General features: G+C 68.1%; 11 protein-coding genes. 4 read left to right on the top strand and 7 right to left on the bottom strand.

Going from position 1 to position 15,686, the window contains the following annotated elements:
- Nucleotides 1–21 precede the first annotated feature (21 nt).
- Genes CJ177_RS27765 through CJ177_RS27755 form a run of 3 tightly spaced genes read right to left on the bottom strand, consistent with a single transcriptional unit; the run spans nucleotide 22 to nucleotide 4,564 of the window.
- Nucleotides 22–1,005: an antibiotic biosynthesis monooxygenase gene (locus CJ177_RS27765; RefSeq protein WP_095869096.1), complete on the bottom strand. Its 984-nt coding sequence runs from the start codon at nucleotides 1,003–1,005 to the stop codon at nucleotides 22–24.
- A gap of 17 nt (nucleotides 1,006–1,022) precedes the next feature.
- On the bottom strand, nucleotides 1,023–3,740 hold the full coding sequence (locus CJ177_RS27760) for a molybdopterin-dependent oxidoreductase (protein ID WP_095869095.1): 2,718 nt from the start codon (nucleotides 3,738–3,740) through the stop codon (nucleotides 1,023–1,025).
- The gene (locus CJ177_RS27755) at nucleotides 3,737–4,564 is read right to left on the bottom strand and encodes an FAD binding domain-containing protein (RefSeq protein WP_095869094.1); all 828 of its coding nucleotides are present in this window, start codon (nucleotides 4,562–4,564) and stop codon (nucleotides 3,737–3,739) included. Before CJ177_RS27755 ends, CJ177_RS27760 begins: the two co-directional genes overlap by 4 nt.
- Nucleotides 4,565–4,780: 216 nt before the next feature.
- Between CJ177_RS27755 and CJ177_RS27750 the strand changes: the two genes are divergently transcribed.
- On the top strand, nucleotides 4,781–6,277 hold the full coding sequence (locus tag CJ177_RS27750; protein WP_061041558.1) for a carboxyl transferase domain-containing protein: 1,497 nt from the start codon (nucleotides 4,781–4,783) through the stop codon (nucleotides 6,275–6,277).
- On the opposite strand, the gene asnB is transcribed toward CJ177_RS27750, so the two are convergent.
- The 3 genes from asnB to CJ177_RS27735 form a co-directional block, all read right to left on the bottom strand.
- A complete protein-coding gene (gene asnB / locus CJ177_RS27745) occupies nucleotides 6,274–8,115 on the bottom strand; it encodes an asparagine synthase (glutamine-hydrolyzing) (RefSeq protein ID WP_095869093.1) in 1,842 nt (613 codons plus the stop codon). The genes CJ177_RS27750 and asnB overlap by 4 nt on opposite strands.
- 173 nt (nucleotides 8,116–8,288) lie before the next feature.
- The gene (locus CJ177_RS27740; RefSeq protein ID WP_257014698.1) at nucleotides 8,289–9,776 is read right to left on the bottom strand and encodes an HNH endonuclease signature motif containing protein; all 1,488 of its coding nucleotides are present in this window, start codon (nucleotides 9,774–9,776) and stop codon (nucleotides 8,289–8,291) included.
- Between the two features lie 79 nt (nucleotides 9,777–9,855).
- Nucleotides 9,856–10,530, bottom strand: a complete 675-nt coding sequence (locus CJ177_RS27735; protein WP_005244074.1) for a GPP34 family phosphoprotein — start codon at nucleotides 10,528–10,530, stop codon at nucleotides 9,856–9,858.
- 146 nt (nucleotides 10,531–10,676) lie between these two features.
- On the opposite strand from CJ177_RS27735, the gene CJ177_RS27730 reads away from it, so the two are divergent.
- Both CJ177_RS27730 and CJ177_RS27725 read left to right on the top strand, forming a co-directional pair.
- Nucleotides 10,677–11,714: an alpha/beta hydrolase family protein gene (locus tag CJ177_RS27730; RefSeq protein ID WP_005244077.1), complete on the top strand. Its 1,038-nt coding sequence runs from the start codon at nucleotides 10,677–10,679 to the stop codon at nucleotides 11,712–11,714.
- Between the two features lie 141 nt (nucleotides 11,715–11,855).
- A complete protein-coding gene (locus tag CJ177_RS27725) occupies nucleotides 11,856–13,775 on the top strand; it encodes a propionyl-CoA synthetase (RefSeq protein ID WP_257014697.1) in 1,920 nt (639 codons plus the stop codon).
- Nucleotides 13,776–13,779: 4 nt separating this feature from the next.
- On the opposite strand, the gene CJ177_RS27720 is transcribed toward CJ177_RS27725, so the two are convergent.
- A complete protein-coding gene (locus CJ177_RS27720) occupies nucleotides 13,780–14,355 on the bottom strand; it encodes a TetR/AcrR family transcriptional regulator (RefSeq protein ID WP_005244080.1) in 576 nt (191 codons plus the stop codon).
- Between the two features lie 98 nt (nucleotides 14,356–14,453).
- On the opposite strand from CJ177_RS27720, the gene CJ177_RS27715 reads away from it, so the two are divergent.
- Entirely contained in the window at nucleotides 14,454–15,677 is a 1,224-nt protein-coding gene (locus CJ177_RS27715; protein WP_025431915.1) for an MFS transporter, read from the top strand.
- Nucleotides 15,678–15,686 lie beyond the last annotated feature (9 nt).

The following is a 15,686-nucleotide window of genomic DNA, read 5'->3' as shown; positions in this document are numbered from 1 at the left end:
GAGGCACCCATATCTTTCTTCTCAGGGCAGGGTCCAGAACTGGCGGGTCAGCAGGTAGAAGACGATGACCCAGAACACCATAACCCCGGCGACGATCGCGATCCCTCGACGGTTCGTTGCCGCTTCCGGAACATCGGGGGGCGGCCGCAGCCAGCGCCCCAAAACCCGGTTCACGTAGTACGGCATCGTCACGAAGCTCATGATGAAGCTGGACAGCAGGTTTCCGACGAGCAGTCCGAGCCACAACGGCATCTTCAGCGGCGACAGCGCGAGGGTGAGAATCACGACGGTGGGATAGAGACCGACCCACACCGCGATCGACGTCTTGGTTTCGGACGGCGGCGGCGCCTCGTTGCCGTTCTCGTCGAACGCGAACCAGCTCCCGAAGGAGTTGTCGATGGTGCGCAATTCGAAGTCGTGGAACTTCTCCCCCTCCGCGAGAAGTTCCTGACGCTTCGCCGACGTGAGCCACCTGTCGAGGTCGGCGGCGTTGTCGTAGCGGTACAGCGCGGTCCACTCGTCCTGAACTCCCTCGATGGGCCGGAAGAGTTCGCTTCCGCGGAAGCCGTCGAACTTGCTCTCTTCCAATCGCAGTCGATCCTGCCACGCGAGGAAGTCGTCGACGTGCTCCGGACCGACACGGTGCGTCACGACGACCGTCACGAGCGGATCCGACTCGCGCGTGCCCCCGCTGATGACCTGCTGGGTGGCGGGGCCGTCGAAGTACTGCTGCCCCTCGTCCAGCCGGTGCTGCCGGGTGGCGCTGTTGATCCAGGCCTGCACGTGGGCCACGGAATCGAAGCGGTAGACCACGACCCAGTCGGGTTGCACGGCGGTGGGCGCCGAGATCTCGGCGCCCAGAAACCCCGGGTAGTGGGATGCGGCGGTGTTCATGTCCTGCTGCCAGGCTTCGAAGGCCTCCTCGGATCCGGCACGTACCTTCTGGCCGATGATGACCGTCGCGGCGTTGCCGGTGGACTTCTCGGTGGGCTTCTCGGTGTCCATCGCCCTCTCCTCACGGCTCAGGTCGTCGGAACCGATCGGTTCTCGCCGATTCGGCTGTAGATCCGCTCGGGGGTGAGCGGCAGTGCGCGGAAACGCACACCCGTCGCGTTCTCCAGCGCGTTGGCCAGCGCAGGTGCCACCGGGTTGATGCAGCACTCCGCCATTCCCTTCGCACGCATCGGTCCGACGGAATCCGTCGAATCGACCAGCAGCACTTCGGTGCGGGGAATGTCGGCGTAGGTGGGGATGCGGTAGTTGCGCAGGTTGGGGTTGATCATCACACCGTTGTCGTCGACGTGAAAGTTCTCGGTCAGCGCGAATCCGATGCCCTGGGCGACGCCGCCCTCGATCTGGCCGCGGACCTGCACCGGGTTGATGATCACCCCGGCGTCCGTGGCGTGGACGCTGTAGAGGATGCGGATCTCGCCCGTCACCCGGTGGACGGCGATGCGGAAACCGTGGGTGTTGGAGACGACGCTGCGCGGCGAACCGTACGCCTTGCGCGCCTCGGTGAACCGGATGCCGCGCCGGCGGGCGGCGTCGAGGAGTTCGGTCAGCGGCACGCGCGTGCCGTCGCAGAGCACCCCGTCGTCGTCCATCGAGCAGGACGCGACGTCGACCCCGGTGTGCGCGGCGGCGAACGCCAGGATGCGGTCGCGCAGGGCCTCCGACGCCCGCGACACGGCGTTGCCCGCGACGAAGAGGCCGGCGCTGGCGAACGCCCCCGTGTCGAAGCCCGTCCGGTCGGTGTCGGACTGCACGAGACGCACCCGCGACGGGGTGGTAACGAGGTGGGTGGCCGCGATCTGCACGTGCGCGGTCGACGTTCCCTCACCGAATTCGACGGTGCCGACGGCGAGTTCGTACACGCCGTCGTCGCCGAGCGTCGCCCACGCCTCCGAGATGTGTTCGGTCGGCGGCGCCGTCTCGTGCAGCGAGCTCGCGGTGCCCTCGCCGACGAGCCAGTCGTCGCCCTGCACCTGCCCGTTCCCGGTCCGCCTCAGTGCGGCGTCGACGAGATCGATGCACTGCCCGAGCCCGTCCTCCGCGAACACGACGTCGTCGGGACCGTCGTCGATCGCGACGAGTGAGTCACCGGGGCGGACGATGTTGCGGCGCCGCAACTCGAGCGGGTCGATGTCGAGCGCGACCGCCAGCTCGTGCATGGCGGACTCCACCGCGAAGGCGGGCTGGGTCATGCCGTACCCGCGCAGCGCTCCGCTGGGCACGCTGTTCGTGTAGACGGAGTACCCATCGAACTTCTTGTTGAGACACCGGTAGGCCGAGATTGCGGCACCGGCGGCGAACAACGTCTCGCCGCCGTGGTTGCCGTACGCACCCGTGTTCGACACGTTGCGCACCTGGAACGCCGTGAGTGTGCCGTCAGCCCGGGCGCCGAGCTTGATCGTCAGCTTCATCGGGTGCCGCGGCGACGCCGTCGTGAACTCTTCCTCCCTGGTGAACTCGAAGCAGACGGGCCGGCCCGTGTCGAGGGTGGCGAGCGCGACCAGATCCTCCGAGATCACCTCCTGTTTGCCGCCGAAACCGCCCCCGACGCGCATACAGAACACGCGCAACTGGTCGGGGCGCAGGTCGAACAGGTGAGCCAGCTTGACCTTCGCGATCGACGGCGACTGCGAACTCGTGCGCACGTGTAGCCGGCCGTCCTCCATCCAGGCGATCGACCCGTGCGTCTCGAGATGCGCGTGCTGCACGCGCGGTGTGAAGTACGAGCCCTCGTGGATCACGTCGGCCTCGGCGAACCCCGCCTCGACGTCGCCCACCTCACCGTGGAGCTCGAGCAGGATGTTGTGCACGGGATCCCGCACGAACGGATCGTCCGAACCGTGCAACTGCGGTGCACCGTCGGCCATCGCCTCCTCCGGGTCGAACACCGCAGGCAGCACGTCATATTCGACGACCACCCTGCGACAACCCTCCTCCGCGGCGCCGACCGAGTCGGCCAGCACCGCAACCACCCGCTGGCCGGCGAAGCGGACCGTGTCGTCGAGGATGTACGTGTCGTCGGGGTCGACGAGGTGATCGGTGTGGATCGCGGTCGTGAACAGCTTCCGGGGCACGTCCTCCCACGTGTACACGCGGTGCACGCCGGGGACGGCGAGCGCCGCCGTCTTGTCGATCGAGACGATGCGGGCGTGGGCGTGCGGGGAATGCAGCACCTCGAGGTGCAGCATGCCGTCGATCTCGGTGTCCATCGTGAACTCGGCGCGCCCGGTGACCACGTCGGTGGCCGCGGGTGCCCCCACGCTGGTGCCGACCGCGCGCCCCGGCTCGGCGACCTCCACCGCGGTCACGCCGTTGACGGCGTCCTCGATGGCCCGATAGCCGGTGCAGCGGCAGAGATTGCCCTTGAGCGCGCGCGGCAGGTCTTCCTTCTGCGCGTCCGTGAACGTCGCGCAGGTCATGATCATCCCGGCGGTGCAGAAGCCGCACTGGAATCCGGGGGCGTCACGGAACTGCCGCTGCAGCGGATGCAGGTCGTCCGGTGAACCGAGGCCCTCGATCGTGGTCACCTCCCGCCCCTCGGCGCGGAACGCGGGCGTGATGCAACTGTGCACGGGATCGCCGTCGAGCCACACCGTGCAGGCTCCGCAATCACCTGCGTCGCAACCCTTCTTGACGCCGTGATGACCGAGCGAGCGCACGAACGTGCGCAGGCACTGCCCGGGATTCGGTTCCGCGTCGAACGTCCTGCCGTTCACGGTGTACGTCATCGCCGGTCTCCTGCCGCGAGCTCGGTCCGGATCTCCTCGGCGAAGTGCTTCGCCAGGTGGCGACGGTGGTCGGGGGTGCCGTTGGGGTCGTCGAACCACACGTCGTCGGGCAGCGCGTCGATGCGCTGCTGCAGCGCCTCGGCGTCGGGCACGGCGTCGAACGCGAATCGGATCGGGCGCGTCGTGCCCGCCGTGATCGTGAGCAGCAGGTCGTCGGCGCCGGGCGACCTGGTGCCGATCATGAACAGGGTGGAACGGCCCAGGCGAGTCAGCGTGAAGCGGCGGTGCGCGTGTTGCTTGCGCAGGGCGCTGACCGGGATGTCGATGCGCCGCAGGATCTCACCCGGCGCGAGCACGTTCTCGTGGTTGCCCGTCACGAAGTCGGCGGCGTCGACGGTGCGCTCGGATCCGTCGACGGCCCACAGCGTGTACGTCGCCTCGAGCGCGACCGTCATCGTGATCATCGGGCCCGCCGGCAGTGACATGCAGATGTTGCCGCCCACCGTGGCCGAATTCCAGATCTTGAACGATGCCAGGAAGGCCTCGCAGCTCGTCCCGAACAGGGACCCGGCGCGCCAGTCGTCCGGCGGCGCAAACGCATACAGGTCACGGATGGTGCACGTCGCCCCGATCGCGAGGCCGGCGTCGCTCGGTATCAGCGGTTCCCAGCCGAGCGTCGTGAGATCGACGAGACGGCGCAGGTCGGGCTGCTGATCGGAGAACAGCCACGTTCCGCCTGCCAGCCAGGCGTCACCTTCTCGCCACTGCGCACCCGGCCGGTCGGGTGGGCGCCGAACGACATCGGTGATGGTGTTGAGGTCCATATGACTGCTCCACTCGGGAAATGTGTCGTCGTTCTCGTACCCGGCCTGCGTCAACCCATCTGACTTTAGACACCGCGACGGCGGTCTCGGTGTCAATTGCCGGGTTCCACCCGGGCGCTGTTTGCCGTGTTCCGGCCGCGCGGGCGACCGTGTGGGCGACCGTCACCCGCCGTAGCAGACATTCGCCGCCCCGGACCGACCGCTACTCTCAGGGCCATGGCCGCCAAGATCTCCGCCCACGACGTGCTCGAGCTGGTACTGGACGCAGGCAGCTTCGTCTCCTGGGACACCGCGCCCGTCGATGCGCGGCCGAACGAGAAGTACCGCGCCGACCTGCAGAAGGCCGCCGAGAAGTCGGGTGTCGACGAATCGGTGATCACCGGCGTCGGCACCGTCCGCGGGCGCCCGGTCGCGGTGATCGCGTGCGAGTTCGCGTTCCTGGCCGGTTCGATCGGTGTTGCCGCGGCCGAGCGGATCGTCTCCGCCATCGAACGCGCCACCCGTGAGGGTCTCCCCCTGCTCGCCTCGCCCACGTCGGGGGGCACACGCATGCAGGAGGGCACCGTCGCCTTCGTGCAGATGGTGAAGATCGCGGCGGCCGTCGCCACCCACAAGGCCGCCCATCTCCCCTATCTGGTGTATCTGCGGAACCCGACCACCGGCGGCGTGTTCGCGTCCTGGGGTTCCCTCGGGCACATCACGGTGGCCGAACCCGGTGCACTCGTCGGGTTCCTCGGGCCCCGCGTCTACGAGGCGCTGTACGGCGAGAAGTTCCCCGAGGGCGTGCAGACGTCCGAGAACCTGTACCGCAACGGCGTCATCGACGGCGTCGTCCCTGCCACGCGCCTGCGCCGGCTCGTCCATCGGGCGTTGCGGGTGCTGATCGATCCGCCGACGTCGACCGCCGTAACCGAACCGGCGCCGCCGGCCGTCGACATCCCCGACGTGCCCGCGTGGCAGTCGGTGATGTTGTCGCGGCGCGCCGACCGGCCCGGAATCCGCCACCTGCTGCGGCACGCAGCAACCGAGCAGGTGCCCCTCAGCGGCACCGGCCAGGGTGAAACCGAGGGGACGGTGCTGCTGTCGCTGGCCCGTTTCCGCGGCGCACCGTGCGTGTTGCTGGGCCAGGACCGCGCCGGACAGTCCGCGCTGAACACGATGGGTCCCGCCGCCCTCCGCGAGGCACGCCGCGGCATGCGGTTGGCCGAGGAATTGCAGATCCCCCTGGTCCTGGTGATCGACACCCTCGGTGCAGCACTGTCTCAGGAGGCGGAGGAACGCGGCCTGGCCCCCGAGATCGCACGCTGCATCTCCGACCTCGTGACGTTGAAGACGCCGACCGTGTCCGTACTGCTCGGTCAGGGCACGGGCGGCGGGGCGCTCGCCTTCCTCCCCGCCGACCGCGTGCTCGCCGCGCAGAACGGGTGGCTCGCCCCGCTTCCTCCCGAAGGCGCCAGCGCGATCGTCCACCGCGACACCTCGCACGCCCCCGAGATGGCGGCCGCGCAGGGCATCCGTTCGCTCGACCTGCTGCGCGACGGCGTCATCGACGCCATCATCCCCGAGCATCCGGACGCCGCCGACGAGGCCGTCGATTTCTCCAAGCGGGTCGGCGAGGCCATCTCCCGGGAACTCCGTGCCCTGACCGGGGTTCCCGAGGGCGAGCGCTTCGCGGCCCGGCTCGCCCGCTACCGCAACCTCGGTCTGGACTAGGACAACTTGATCGTCGGGTTGTACATGTCCATCCACAGCGCGAGGTCGAGCGTGCGCTCGAGTCCGCGACGCGACACCTGACTGATCTGCGGGGTGTCGACGGACACCGCCCGCGACAACCAGTCCGCACTGACCAGGCCGAACACCGGGTGCGAGGGGTCGCCGAGCAGGTCCTTGCCGTGCTGCTGCAACGCCACCGCGTACTTCGGGTCCTGGGTGGACGGGTACGGCGACTTGACCCGGTCGATCACCGACTGCGGCAGCACATCCCTGGTCGCCGCCCGCAGCAACGATTTCTCCTTGCCGTCGAACGTCTTCAGCGACCACGGCGTGTTGTAGACGTACTCGACCAGCCGGTGATCGCAGAACGGCACCCGGACCTCGAGTCCGACGGCCATGCTCGCGCGGTCCTTGCGGTCGAGCAGGACGCGGACGAAACGCGTCAGATGCAGGTAGCAGATCTTCCGCATCCGCCATTCGAAGTCGGATTCGCCGTCCAGCCGATCGATCCCGGACACCGCTGCGTCGTACGAGTCCTGCACATAGTCGTCCATGTTCAGTGCCGCCGTCACCTCCGGGGTGAAGATGTTGCTCTCGTCGCCGAAGTGCTCGGCGAACTGCACGAGCCACGGGAAGGTGTTCGCCTGCTGCGCCTTCGGGTCGAAGAACTGCTTGTACCCGCCGAACACCTCGTCGGCCGACTCACCGGACAGCGCCACCGTGGAGTGCCGGCGGATCGCCTTGAACAGCAGATACAGCGACGCGTCCATGTCGCCGAGGCCCATGGGAATGTCCCGGGCCCGGATGACCTTCGCGCGCACCGCGGGGTCGGCCAGTGCGTCGGAGTCGAGGACGATGTCCTGGTGCGCGGTCCCGGATCGCCGGGCCACGTCGTGCACGTACGGAGTATCCGGGGTGCCCCGCAGTTCGTCCGCGACGAAATGTTCGGTCTGACCGACGAAGTCGACGGCGAACGTGCGCACCGTCTCGCCCACCTCGGCGAGCTGCTCGGCGGCGATACCGGTCATCGCGGACGAGTCGAGACCACCGGACAGCAGGGTGCAGCGCGGCACGTCGGCGACCAGTTGCCTGCGCACGATGTCGTCGAGGAGTTCGCGGACATGGGCGACGGAGGTGTCCCGATCGTCGGTGTGCGGACGGGTCTGCAGGGTCCAGTACCGGTGCGTCCGCAGTCCGGTGCGCGAGACGGTGACCACCGTGCCCGGCTCCACCTCACGCATGCCCTCCCACACGGCGTGGCCCGGTGTCTTGACGAACGCGAACAACTCCCGGATCCCGTCCATCGCGACGGTCGACTCGGCGATCGGATTGGCAAGGATCGCTTTGGGTTCCGAACCGAACAGGACGCCGTCTCGGGTCTCGTAGTAGTAGAACGGCTTGATGCCCATCCGGTCGCGGATCATCACGAGTGCGTCGGTCCGCGAATCCCAGATGGCGAACGCGTACATGCCGTTGAGCCGCTCCGCGACAGCCTCTCCCCACTCCAGGTATCCGTGGAGCACCACCTCGGTGTCGGAGTCCGTGGCGAACCGGTGACCGCGCCCGTACAGCTCCTCGCGCAGTTCACCGAAGTTGTACACCTCGCCGGAGTAGACCATCGCAACGGTCCCGCCGGGGGTGTCCACGCTCATCGGCTGATGCCCACCCGGCAGATCGATGATCGCGAGCCTTCGATGCCCGAGCGCGGCGTGTTCGACGACCCACGTACCGCGATCGTCCGGCCCCCGGCAGTTCATCGTCTCGGCCATGGCATCCACGGTGGACTGCTCGACGCGTAGATCGCGTGCGAACGAGATCCATCCGGCGATTCCGCACATGTGTTCCTCCGGCTGTCGCTGGCGCTCTTCCCTCGGCGCATGGTCAGTTTCGAGGCGGCGAACCGAGTCCGAACCGTAGCAATCGCATTGACAGTTCTTTACTCTTGCTAACCACCTATATTCCACGGTAACCCTTTTCGGCGCGCAGGCGGTGGGCCCGGAAACACCGCCGGTCAGAACGGCGCGGGTTCGTCGGTCGGGTAGGCCTCGGGTGCGCGTGCACCGGGCGACCGGCGCCGCACCGCATCCAGGTGCGCCTGCCGTCGGCGGCGCTCCGCCCGGATCCGCGCAGCGGTGTTCTGCGCACGGATGCGGCGACGGACCGCGGGGTTGGCGACATGGTCGCTTCCGGCATCGTGGTCACGTCCGCCAGCATCGTTCCGTCCGGCACCCAGGAGCCCCGACGACCGCGGTCGGTATCGGTGACCGGTGGGCGCTGTCAACTCGATTCCACCGTCAGCGGTCACCCTCCAGTGACCGGAATGTTTGAGCCGGTGGTGATTTCGACAGTAGGCGGTCATGTTCCCGGCCACTGTCGGACCTCCGGCCGCGGGATCGGCATGGTCGAACGGCCGATGATGATCGAGGTCCGTGTTCCAGGCCGCCACATCGCAGTGCAACCACTCGCACCCGCCGGCCAGCACCCGCATCCAGGTGTCGAGCACGGTGCCGGGACGGTACGTGGTCGGGACGACAGAACTCGGTGCCCGCACCGGTTCGACATCCGCGCCGGCGGCGATCTCGCGTGCGTGCGCCGCGTCGACGATTCCGTAGCCGTCGAGGTAGGCCGGTTCGTCGCCGCCCGCGAGTGTGGCGTCGAGCATGATGAGGTGCACGAGAGGCTTGCGCGCGGTCGTCGCGATGCGGGAGCGCTGGCCGCAATCGACCCGCCCACATTCACAGTGCACGAACCCGGCCCCGTCGATGAGCGCGGACAATCCGTCGGCCCGTCTCTGTTCGTACGTTCGAAGATCCCTCGGGCACACGGTGTTTGCCAGTTCGCGCAATCGCGCGTCGAATGCGCGACCCTGCCCCGCAGGGATGGAACCGAGGATTCGGCACATGCCGTCCTCTGCCGCGCCGACTCCGACGAACCGGTCCGCCTGCGCCTTCTCCCGCTTGGCCCGCACCCCTGCCGGGTCGAGTCTTGCGATGATGCGGTTGGCGGCGTTCGTCAGCCTGCGGCCGGTCAACCCGGTTCCACCGGAACGCGGCGGGGCCAGAACCTGTTCGAGGAGTTGATGTTCGACCTCGCCGATCCGGTCGTCGTTGACGTTTGCCGTCGCGTCCTCGATCAGGCGCACCCGGTACATGTCGAGATCACCGCGTGCCATGGCCTCGCGTGTGGCGTGCAACCGGGTGCGTAGCGACATGCCCAGGCCGATCAGCCGACCCGCCGCCGCTCGCCCCATGGTGAGCGCGGCACCGATCTCGGCCTCGACGACTTCGTGCGCGGTCGACGTCCACGCCCCGTCGGACTCGACCTCGGCAGTGCGGCGCACGAAGAGCTCGGCGATCACCGCCAACTTCCGTTCGGCCACCACCGACTCGCTTCGATGGAGGTCGGTCATCAACTCGACCAGACCCACATCGGATTCCCCGTCGACGAGACAGCAGACCGCCTCCCGAATCCCCCGATCGAATACCCCCGTATCGAACATGTGTTCTACAGTAGCGAAAGTTGTTGCGCTCCACAAGACCCCCACAACCCTCGCTACGCCTCGCAGAACCGCACGCCGCCTAGCCACTCCCCGCGACGATGGCGGGCACGGTGGCGGCGACGACGATCGCGGCGTTGACGGCCTCGACGGATTTGCGCACGGCCTTGCCTGCCCAGTCGCCTTCGGCGATCTCCCTCGCCCGTTTCTTCACGGCCCGACGATCGGCGTCCGGGAACAGCTTCGGGGCCGCGTCGACCGCGGACAGGAGCGAGACGAGCGCGGCGGTGCGCGGAGTGGGGGTGACCCCGTCGAGGAGCGCGGCGCTCAGTTCGGACCGCAGCGCGCGTTCGTGGCTGCCGTCGACTTCCGGCCACCGCGTGGTGGGGAAGATTCCCAGCACCTTGCCCCTCTCCTCGCGGACCCATCCCGCGTCGACGATGCGTTTCGCGAGTTCGTCGCGCAGGTTCTTGGCGAGCTTCTCGATGGCTGCTTCCGGTTTCATCGGCTTGGACGTACCGATGAGGTCGACGGCACGCGCGAGCAGCGGATCCTGCGGTCGCACTCCGCCCCGGACGACGAGCCGCCCCTTCTTCACGTCGTCGCCGAGTTCGGCCGGGGTGACGACGTCACCCAGGGCCAGTTCCAGAAGAACGGCGCCGGCGAGGACACGCGGCATCCGGGTCCCGTCGACGACGGGCTTCCCCGAAGTGTCGTCCAGCAGCAGCAACAGCAGATCTTCGGCGAGCAGCGTCATGCTTCCACGATAGGGCGGGCGTCGCGGCGAAGTCCGGTGTCCGTTCAGCCGCCCCGGGGAATGTTTGCCGGTTACCGTGAAGGGGGAATATTCGGAGTATTCACCAGACGGTTGTCGGGCACCGCAGTCAAGCACGAGGAGCGGCTATGAGCGCGATCGGACACTGTCGGGCAGTCCTGGCGGTCGCCGTCGTTGCGTCGTCTGCCATGTTCGGTCAGGTGGCCACGGCGTCGGCGGACGAGTGGCGGACCCTTCCCGCCGACAAGCCGGCATCGGCAGACGGATCCGTCCTCGACCACATCGAGGAGATCGACGACCGTCAGCTGAACATGTACGTCTACTCCGCGGCGATGGAGAAAGTGATTCTCCTCGAGGTGATCCGCCCCGCCGATACGAGCGTGCCCCGGCCGACGCTGTACCTGCTCAACGGCGCCGGTGGCGGCGAGGACTCGGCAACCTGGCAGGCGAGGACCGACGTGGTCGACTTCTTCGCCGACAAGAACGTCAATGTCGTCACTCCCGTCGGCGGCGCGTACAGCTACTACACCGACTGGCAGAAGCCCGATCCCGTCCTCGGCGTGAACGAGTGGACCACCTTCCTCACCGAAGAACTTCCCCCGATCGTCGACGCCGCGCTCGGAACGAACGGTGAAAACGCCATCGCGGGACTGTCGATGTCGGGCACGTCCGTCCTGAGCCTGGCCGAGGCCGCCCCCTCGCTGTACCGCGCGGTCGGCGCGTTCAGCGGGTGCGCCCAGACGAGCACCAAACCGGGGCGGGACTACGTCACCTTCGTCGTCAGCTTCCGAGGCGGAGATGTCGAGAACATGTGGGGACCGCCCGACGACCCTGCCTGGGTGGCCAACGACCCCGTGGTCAACGCCGAGAAGCTGCGCGGAATCGACTTGTACATCAGCAATGCCACCGGACTGCCCGGCGTCCACGAGAACCTCAACGGCCCGGATATCAACGGAGATGTGGGGACCCTGGCCAACCAAGTGATAATCGGCGGCATCATCGAGGCGGGCACCAATCAGTGCACCCATGCACTCGCCGACCGGCTGAACGCTCTGGGGATCCCGGCCACGTACGACTTCCGGCCCGCCGGCACCCACTCGTGGGGCTATTGGCAGGACGACCTGCACAACTCCTGGCCCATGATCGCCGGTTCCCTCGGTCTCTGACCGGTTCACCGCAACTCCACTGGGCGACGAAAACCCGCCGCCCAGCGCAGGCCTGCGTCCCGGCCGTCCGGACGGTGTCGCCGGACACCGACGTCACATAGGGTGTTTCAGGTCACAAGGACGACGAGAGGACGGACATCGATGAGCTCCGCGACTGAGCACGCCGGTCACAGCTACGCGGAGGTCTACCGCGAGAGCGCCGAACGTCCCGAGGACTTCTGGCTCGCCGCCGCCGAGGCCGTGGAATGGGAGACGCCGCCGACGCGGGCGCTCGACGATTCCGCCGCCCCGATGTACCGGTGGTTCCCGGACGCGTCGCTGAACACCTGCTTCAACGCTCTCGATCGGCACGTGCGGGACGGCAACGGGGATCGGGCGGCGTTGATCTACGACTCGGCGATGGCCCCCGATGCGTCCCGCACCTACACGTACGCAGAACTTCTCGACGAGGTGTCCCGGTTCGCCGGCGTCCTGAAGGACCAGGGTGTGGTGGCCGGTGACCGGGTGATCGTCTACATGCCGATGATCCCCGAAGCGGCGATCGCGATGCTGGCCTGCGCCCGCATCGGTGCCGTGCACTCGGTGGTGTTCGGCGGCTTCGCCGCGAAGGAACTCGCGACCCGCATCGACGACGCCGGACCGGTGGTCCTGTTGACGGCATCGGGTGGCCTCGAGCCGGGGCGCACTGTCGACTACCTGCCGATGGTGGCGAAGGCGCTCGAGCTGTCCGGAACCCCTCCGCACACGGTGATCGTCAAGGACCGGGAGCAGATCCCGGGTTCGGCCGCCGACTACCGCGGCGGCGAGGCGGCGTGGTTCGACTGGGATGCGCTGATGGCGGATGCGGCACCCGCGGAGCCGGTTCCGGTGGCCGCGACGGACCCGCTGTACGTCCTCTACACGTCCGGCACCACCGGGAAGCCGAAGGGCGTGATCCGCGACAACGGTGGGCACGCCGTCGCGCTGACGTGGTCGATGCGCAACATCTACGACATCGGTGCGGGCGACGTGTGGTGGACCGCGTCCGACGTGGGCTGGGTGGTCGGGCACTCGTACATCGTCTACGGGCCGCTGCTGGCCGGTGCCACGTCCGTGCTCTACGAGGGCAAGCCGGTCGGAACCCCGGATGCGGGCGCGTTCTGGCGGGTGATCTCCGAACACGGTGTGTCGGCACTGTTCACCGCACCGACCGCGATCCGCGCCGTGCGCAAGGCCGATCCGGACGCGAAGGAGATCGAGAAGTACGACATCTCCTCCCTGAAGACGCTGTTCGCGGCGGGCGAGCGCCTCGACCCCGACACGTACGCGTGGGCCACCCGTGTCCTGGACCGTCCCGTCGTCGACCACTGGTGGCAGACCGAGACCGGCTGGGCGATCTGCGCCAACCTGCGCGGGCTCGAACCCATGCCGCTGAAGGCGGGCTCCCCCACCGTTCCGGTGCCCGGGTACCGGGTCGAGGTGGTCGACGCTGAGGGGAACGCGGTTCCGGCGGGGGCTGAGGGCAACATCGTGATCGGGCTGCCGCTGCCTCCGGGCACCCTGGCCGGGTTGTGGCGTGACCCGGAGCGGTACGTGCGGTCGTACCTCGCCACGTTCGAGGGCTACTACCTGACCGGCGACTCCGGTTACATCGACGACGACGGGTACGTGTACGTCCTCGGGCGTAGCGACGACGTCATCAACGTTGCCGGACATCGGCTTTCGACGGGCAGCATGGAAGCGGTGGTCGCGGGACACCCCGCGGTGGCCGAATGCGCGGTGGTCGGGATCCGCGACGAACTCAAGGGCCAGCGGCCCAGTGGCTACGTCGTACTCAAGGCCGGGGTCGAGATCGACCCGGAAACACTCCGCAACGAACTGGTCGCGATGGTGCGCGAGCAGATCGGCGCCGTCGCCACGTTCCGTGACGTGACGGTCGTGCAGGCACTGCCCAAGACCCGCTCGGGCAAGATCCTGCGCAAGACGATGCGGCAGATCGCCGACCACGAGGAGTACACGGTGCCCTCCACCATCGAGGACGTCGCCGTTCTCGACGCGCTGAAGAAGCAGCTGGGCGGCTGACCTTTCAGACCCGGACGGCCGCGTCGAGTGCGTGATCCACCAGTTCCCCGACGCGGTCCGCTTCGAGAGGGTCGAGGTCGAACAGGATGCGGTAGATGATCGGCGCCACGACGTGGTCGATCACGTGCTCGACCACGCCCTGTACGGGTTCGCCCCGTCCGAGGATCGTTTCGATCTGGGTGCGGCAGAACGTCGCGCACCTGAACTGATTGGTGCCGTCCTCCGACCTGACGGTGTCGGCACTCATCACGACGTCGCGCAGTGCCGCCCGCCCCACCGGCGAGGACATCTCCTCGAGGTAGTCCTGCGCCCAGGCAACGAGGTCGCCTCGCACACTGCCGGTTTCACGCGGGGGCGCGTCGGGATGCAGACGCTCGAGCGCGACGTCCGCGAACAATTCGGTGATGTCCCCCCAGCGCCGGTAGATGGTCGACGGGGTGACCCCGGCGTCGGCGGCGATCATGGGGACGGTGATGTCCGCTCGGTCGCGCTCGTCGAGAAGTTTGCGCGTGGACGCATGCACCGCCTGCTGGATGCGGGCGCTGCGACCACCGGGGCGCGGGCCTGGAGCCGGACTCATGCCCCCATGCTAACGCAAAGACGTTGCATTAAGAATGGTGGCGGCGTAGCGTCCATTAACGCAAACCCTTTGCATTAATGTTCTCCGGGGAGTACGCCATGACGACGCTTGCCGCGCCCGAAGCACCACCGACGTCTCGACCCGCACTGCGCCGAGGAGCCGCCTTCACGCTCGTCGCGGTCGTGATCGCCACCCTGCTCGGCGCGTCTGCCGCACCGACACCGCTGTACGAGGTGTACCAGTCGAACTGGGGTTTCTCGTCGCTGCAGTCGACGCTGGTCTTCGGCATCTACGCGGTGAGCCTGCTGCTGGCGCTGCTCACCGTCGGCTCGCTCTCGGACTACGTCGGCCGCCGGCCCGTGCTGATCACGGCACTCGTGTTCGAGGCGGCCTCGATGATCATGTTCGCGACGGCCGAGGGCATCGGACTCCTGCTGATCGCCCGAGTCGTGCAGGGTTTCGCGACCGGCGCCGCGATCAGCGCGCTCGGTTCCACCCTCCTCGACCTCGAACGCGCGCCCGGACGCGGCGCCACCGTGAACAGCATCGCGCCCACGGTCGGCCTCGCACTCGGCGCCATCGGATCGAGCCTGATCAGCGAGCACCTTCCCCGGCCCACCAGCACGGTGTTCCTGGTGTTCTGCGCACTGTTCGTCGTCGAGATCCTCGGCATCTGGGCCGCACCCGAGACGGCGGTCCGGCAGAAGGGGGCTCTGGCGTCGATGCGGCCGACGCTCGCGGTCCCGTCCACGGCACTGGGAATGCTCGTCCTCACCGGACCCTGCCTGGTGGCGGTGTGGGCGCTGGGCGGCTTCTACCTGTCCCTCGGACCTTCGCTCGCCCGCAACGCGCTCGACGTCCACACGTCGCTGATCGGCGCCATCATGGTCGCGACGCTCACCGGGACCGGCGCATTCGCGGTGTTCCTGCTGCGCAACGTGGCGGCACGGCGCATCCTGTATGTCGGAGCGTCCGCCCTCGTCGCCGGGGTCGCCATCACCCTGGTCGGCGCCGAAACCTCGTCGGCGCTGTGGATTCTCGCCGGAACCGCGGTGGCCGGCATCGGGTTCGGCGCCGGCTTCCAGGGCACCATCCGCACCGTCATGCCCCTGGCCGAACCGCACGAGCGCGCGGGATTGCTGTCGAGCATCTACGTGATCGCCTATCTCGCCAACAGCGTTCCCGCACTGATCGCCGGATACCTCGTCGGAAAGGTCGGGCTCGTCGACACCACCCGCATCTACGGCGGGCTCGTCATCGTCCTCGCCGCGGCGGCGTTCCTCGGGCTCCTCATGCGCCCAGCGCCCGTGAGTACTTCTTAACCGCCCGCG

The organism is Rhodococcus sp. ACPA1 (assembly GCF_002300195.1).
Classification (GTDB): domain Bacteria; phylum Actinomycetota; class Actinomycetes; order Mycobacteriales; family Mycobacteriaceae; genus Rhodococcus_F; species Rhodococcus_F opacus.
The sequence above is the reverse complement of the archived record's forward strand: the minus strand, read 5'-3'. Positions and strand labels throughout refer to the sequence as shown.

Coding starts and splice junctions, on each gene's coding strand:
- CJ177_RS27765 (WP_095869096.1), bottom strand. CDS start 1,005: ATGGACACCGAGAAGCCCACCGAGAAGTCCACCGGCAACGCCGCGACG.
- CJ177_RS27760 (WP_095869095.1), bottom strand. CDS start 3,740: ATGACGTACACCGTGAACGGCAGGACGTTCGACGCGGAACCGAATCCC.
- CJ177_RS27755 (WP_095869094.1), bottom strand. CDS start 4,564: ATGGACCTCAACACCATCACCGATGTCGTTCGGCGCCCACCCGACCGG.
- CJ177_RS27750 (WP_061041558.1), top strand. CDS start 4,781: ATGGCCGCCAAGATCTCCGCCCACGACGTGCTCGAGCTGGTACTGGAC.
- asnB (WP_095869093.1), bottom strand. CDS start 8,115: ATGTGCGGAATCGCCGGATGGATCTCGTTCGCACGCGATCTACGCGTC.
- CJ177_RS27740 (WP_257014698.1), bottom strand. CDS start 9,776: ATGTTCGATACGGGGGTATTCGATCGGGGGATTCGGGAGGCGGTCTGC.
- CJ177_RS27735 (WP_005244074.1), bottom strand. CDS start 10,530: ATGACGCTGCTCGCCGAAGATCTGCTGTTGCTGCTGCTGGACGACACT.
- CJ177_RS27730 (WP_005244077.1), top strand. CDS start 10,677: ATGAGCGCGATCGGACACTGTCGGGCAGTCCTGGCGGTCGCCGTCGTT.
- CJ177_RS27725 (WP_257014697.1), top strand. CDS start 11,856: ATGAGCTCCGCGACTGAGCACGCCGGTCACAGCTACGCGGAGGTCTAC.
- CJ177_RS27720 (WP_005244080.1), bottom strand. CDS start 14,355: ATGAGTCCGGCTCCAGGCCCGCGCCCCGGTGGTCGCAGCGCCCGCATC.
- CJ177_RS27715 (WP_025431915.1), top strand. CDS start 14,454: ATGACGACGCTTGCCGCGCCCGAAGCACCACCGACGTCTCGACCCGCA.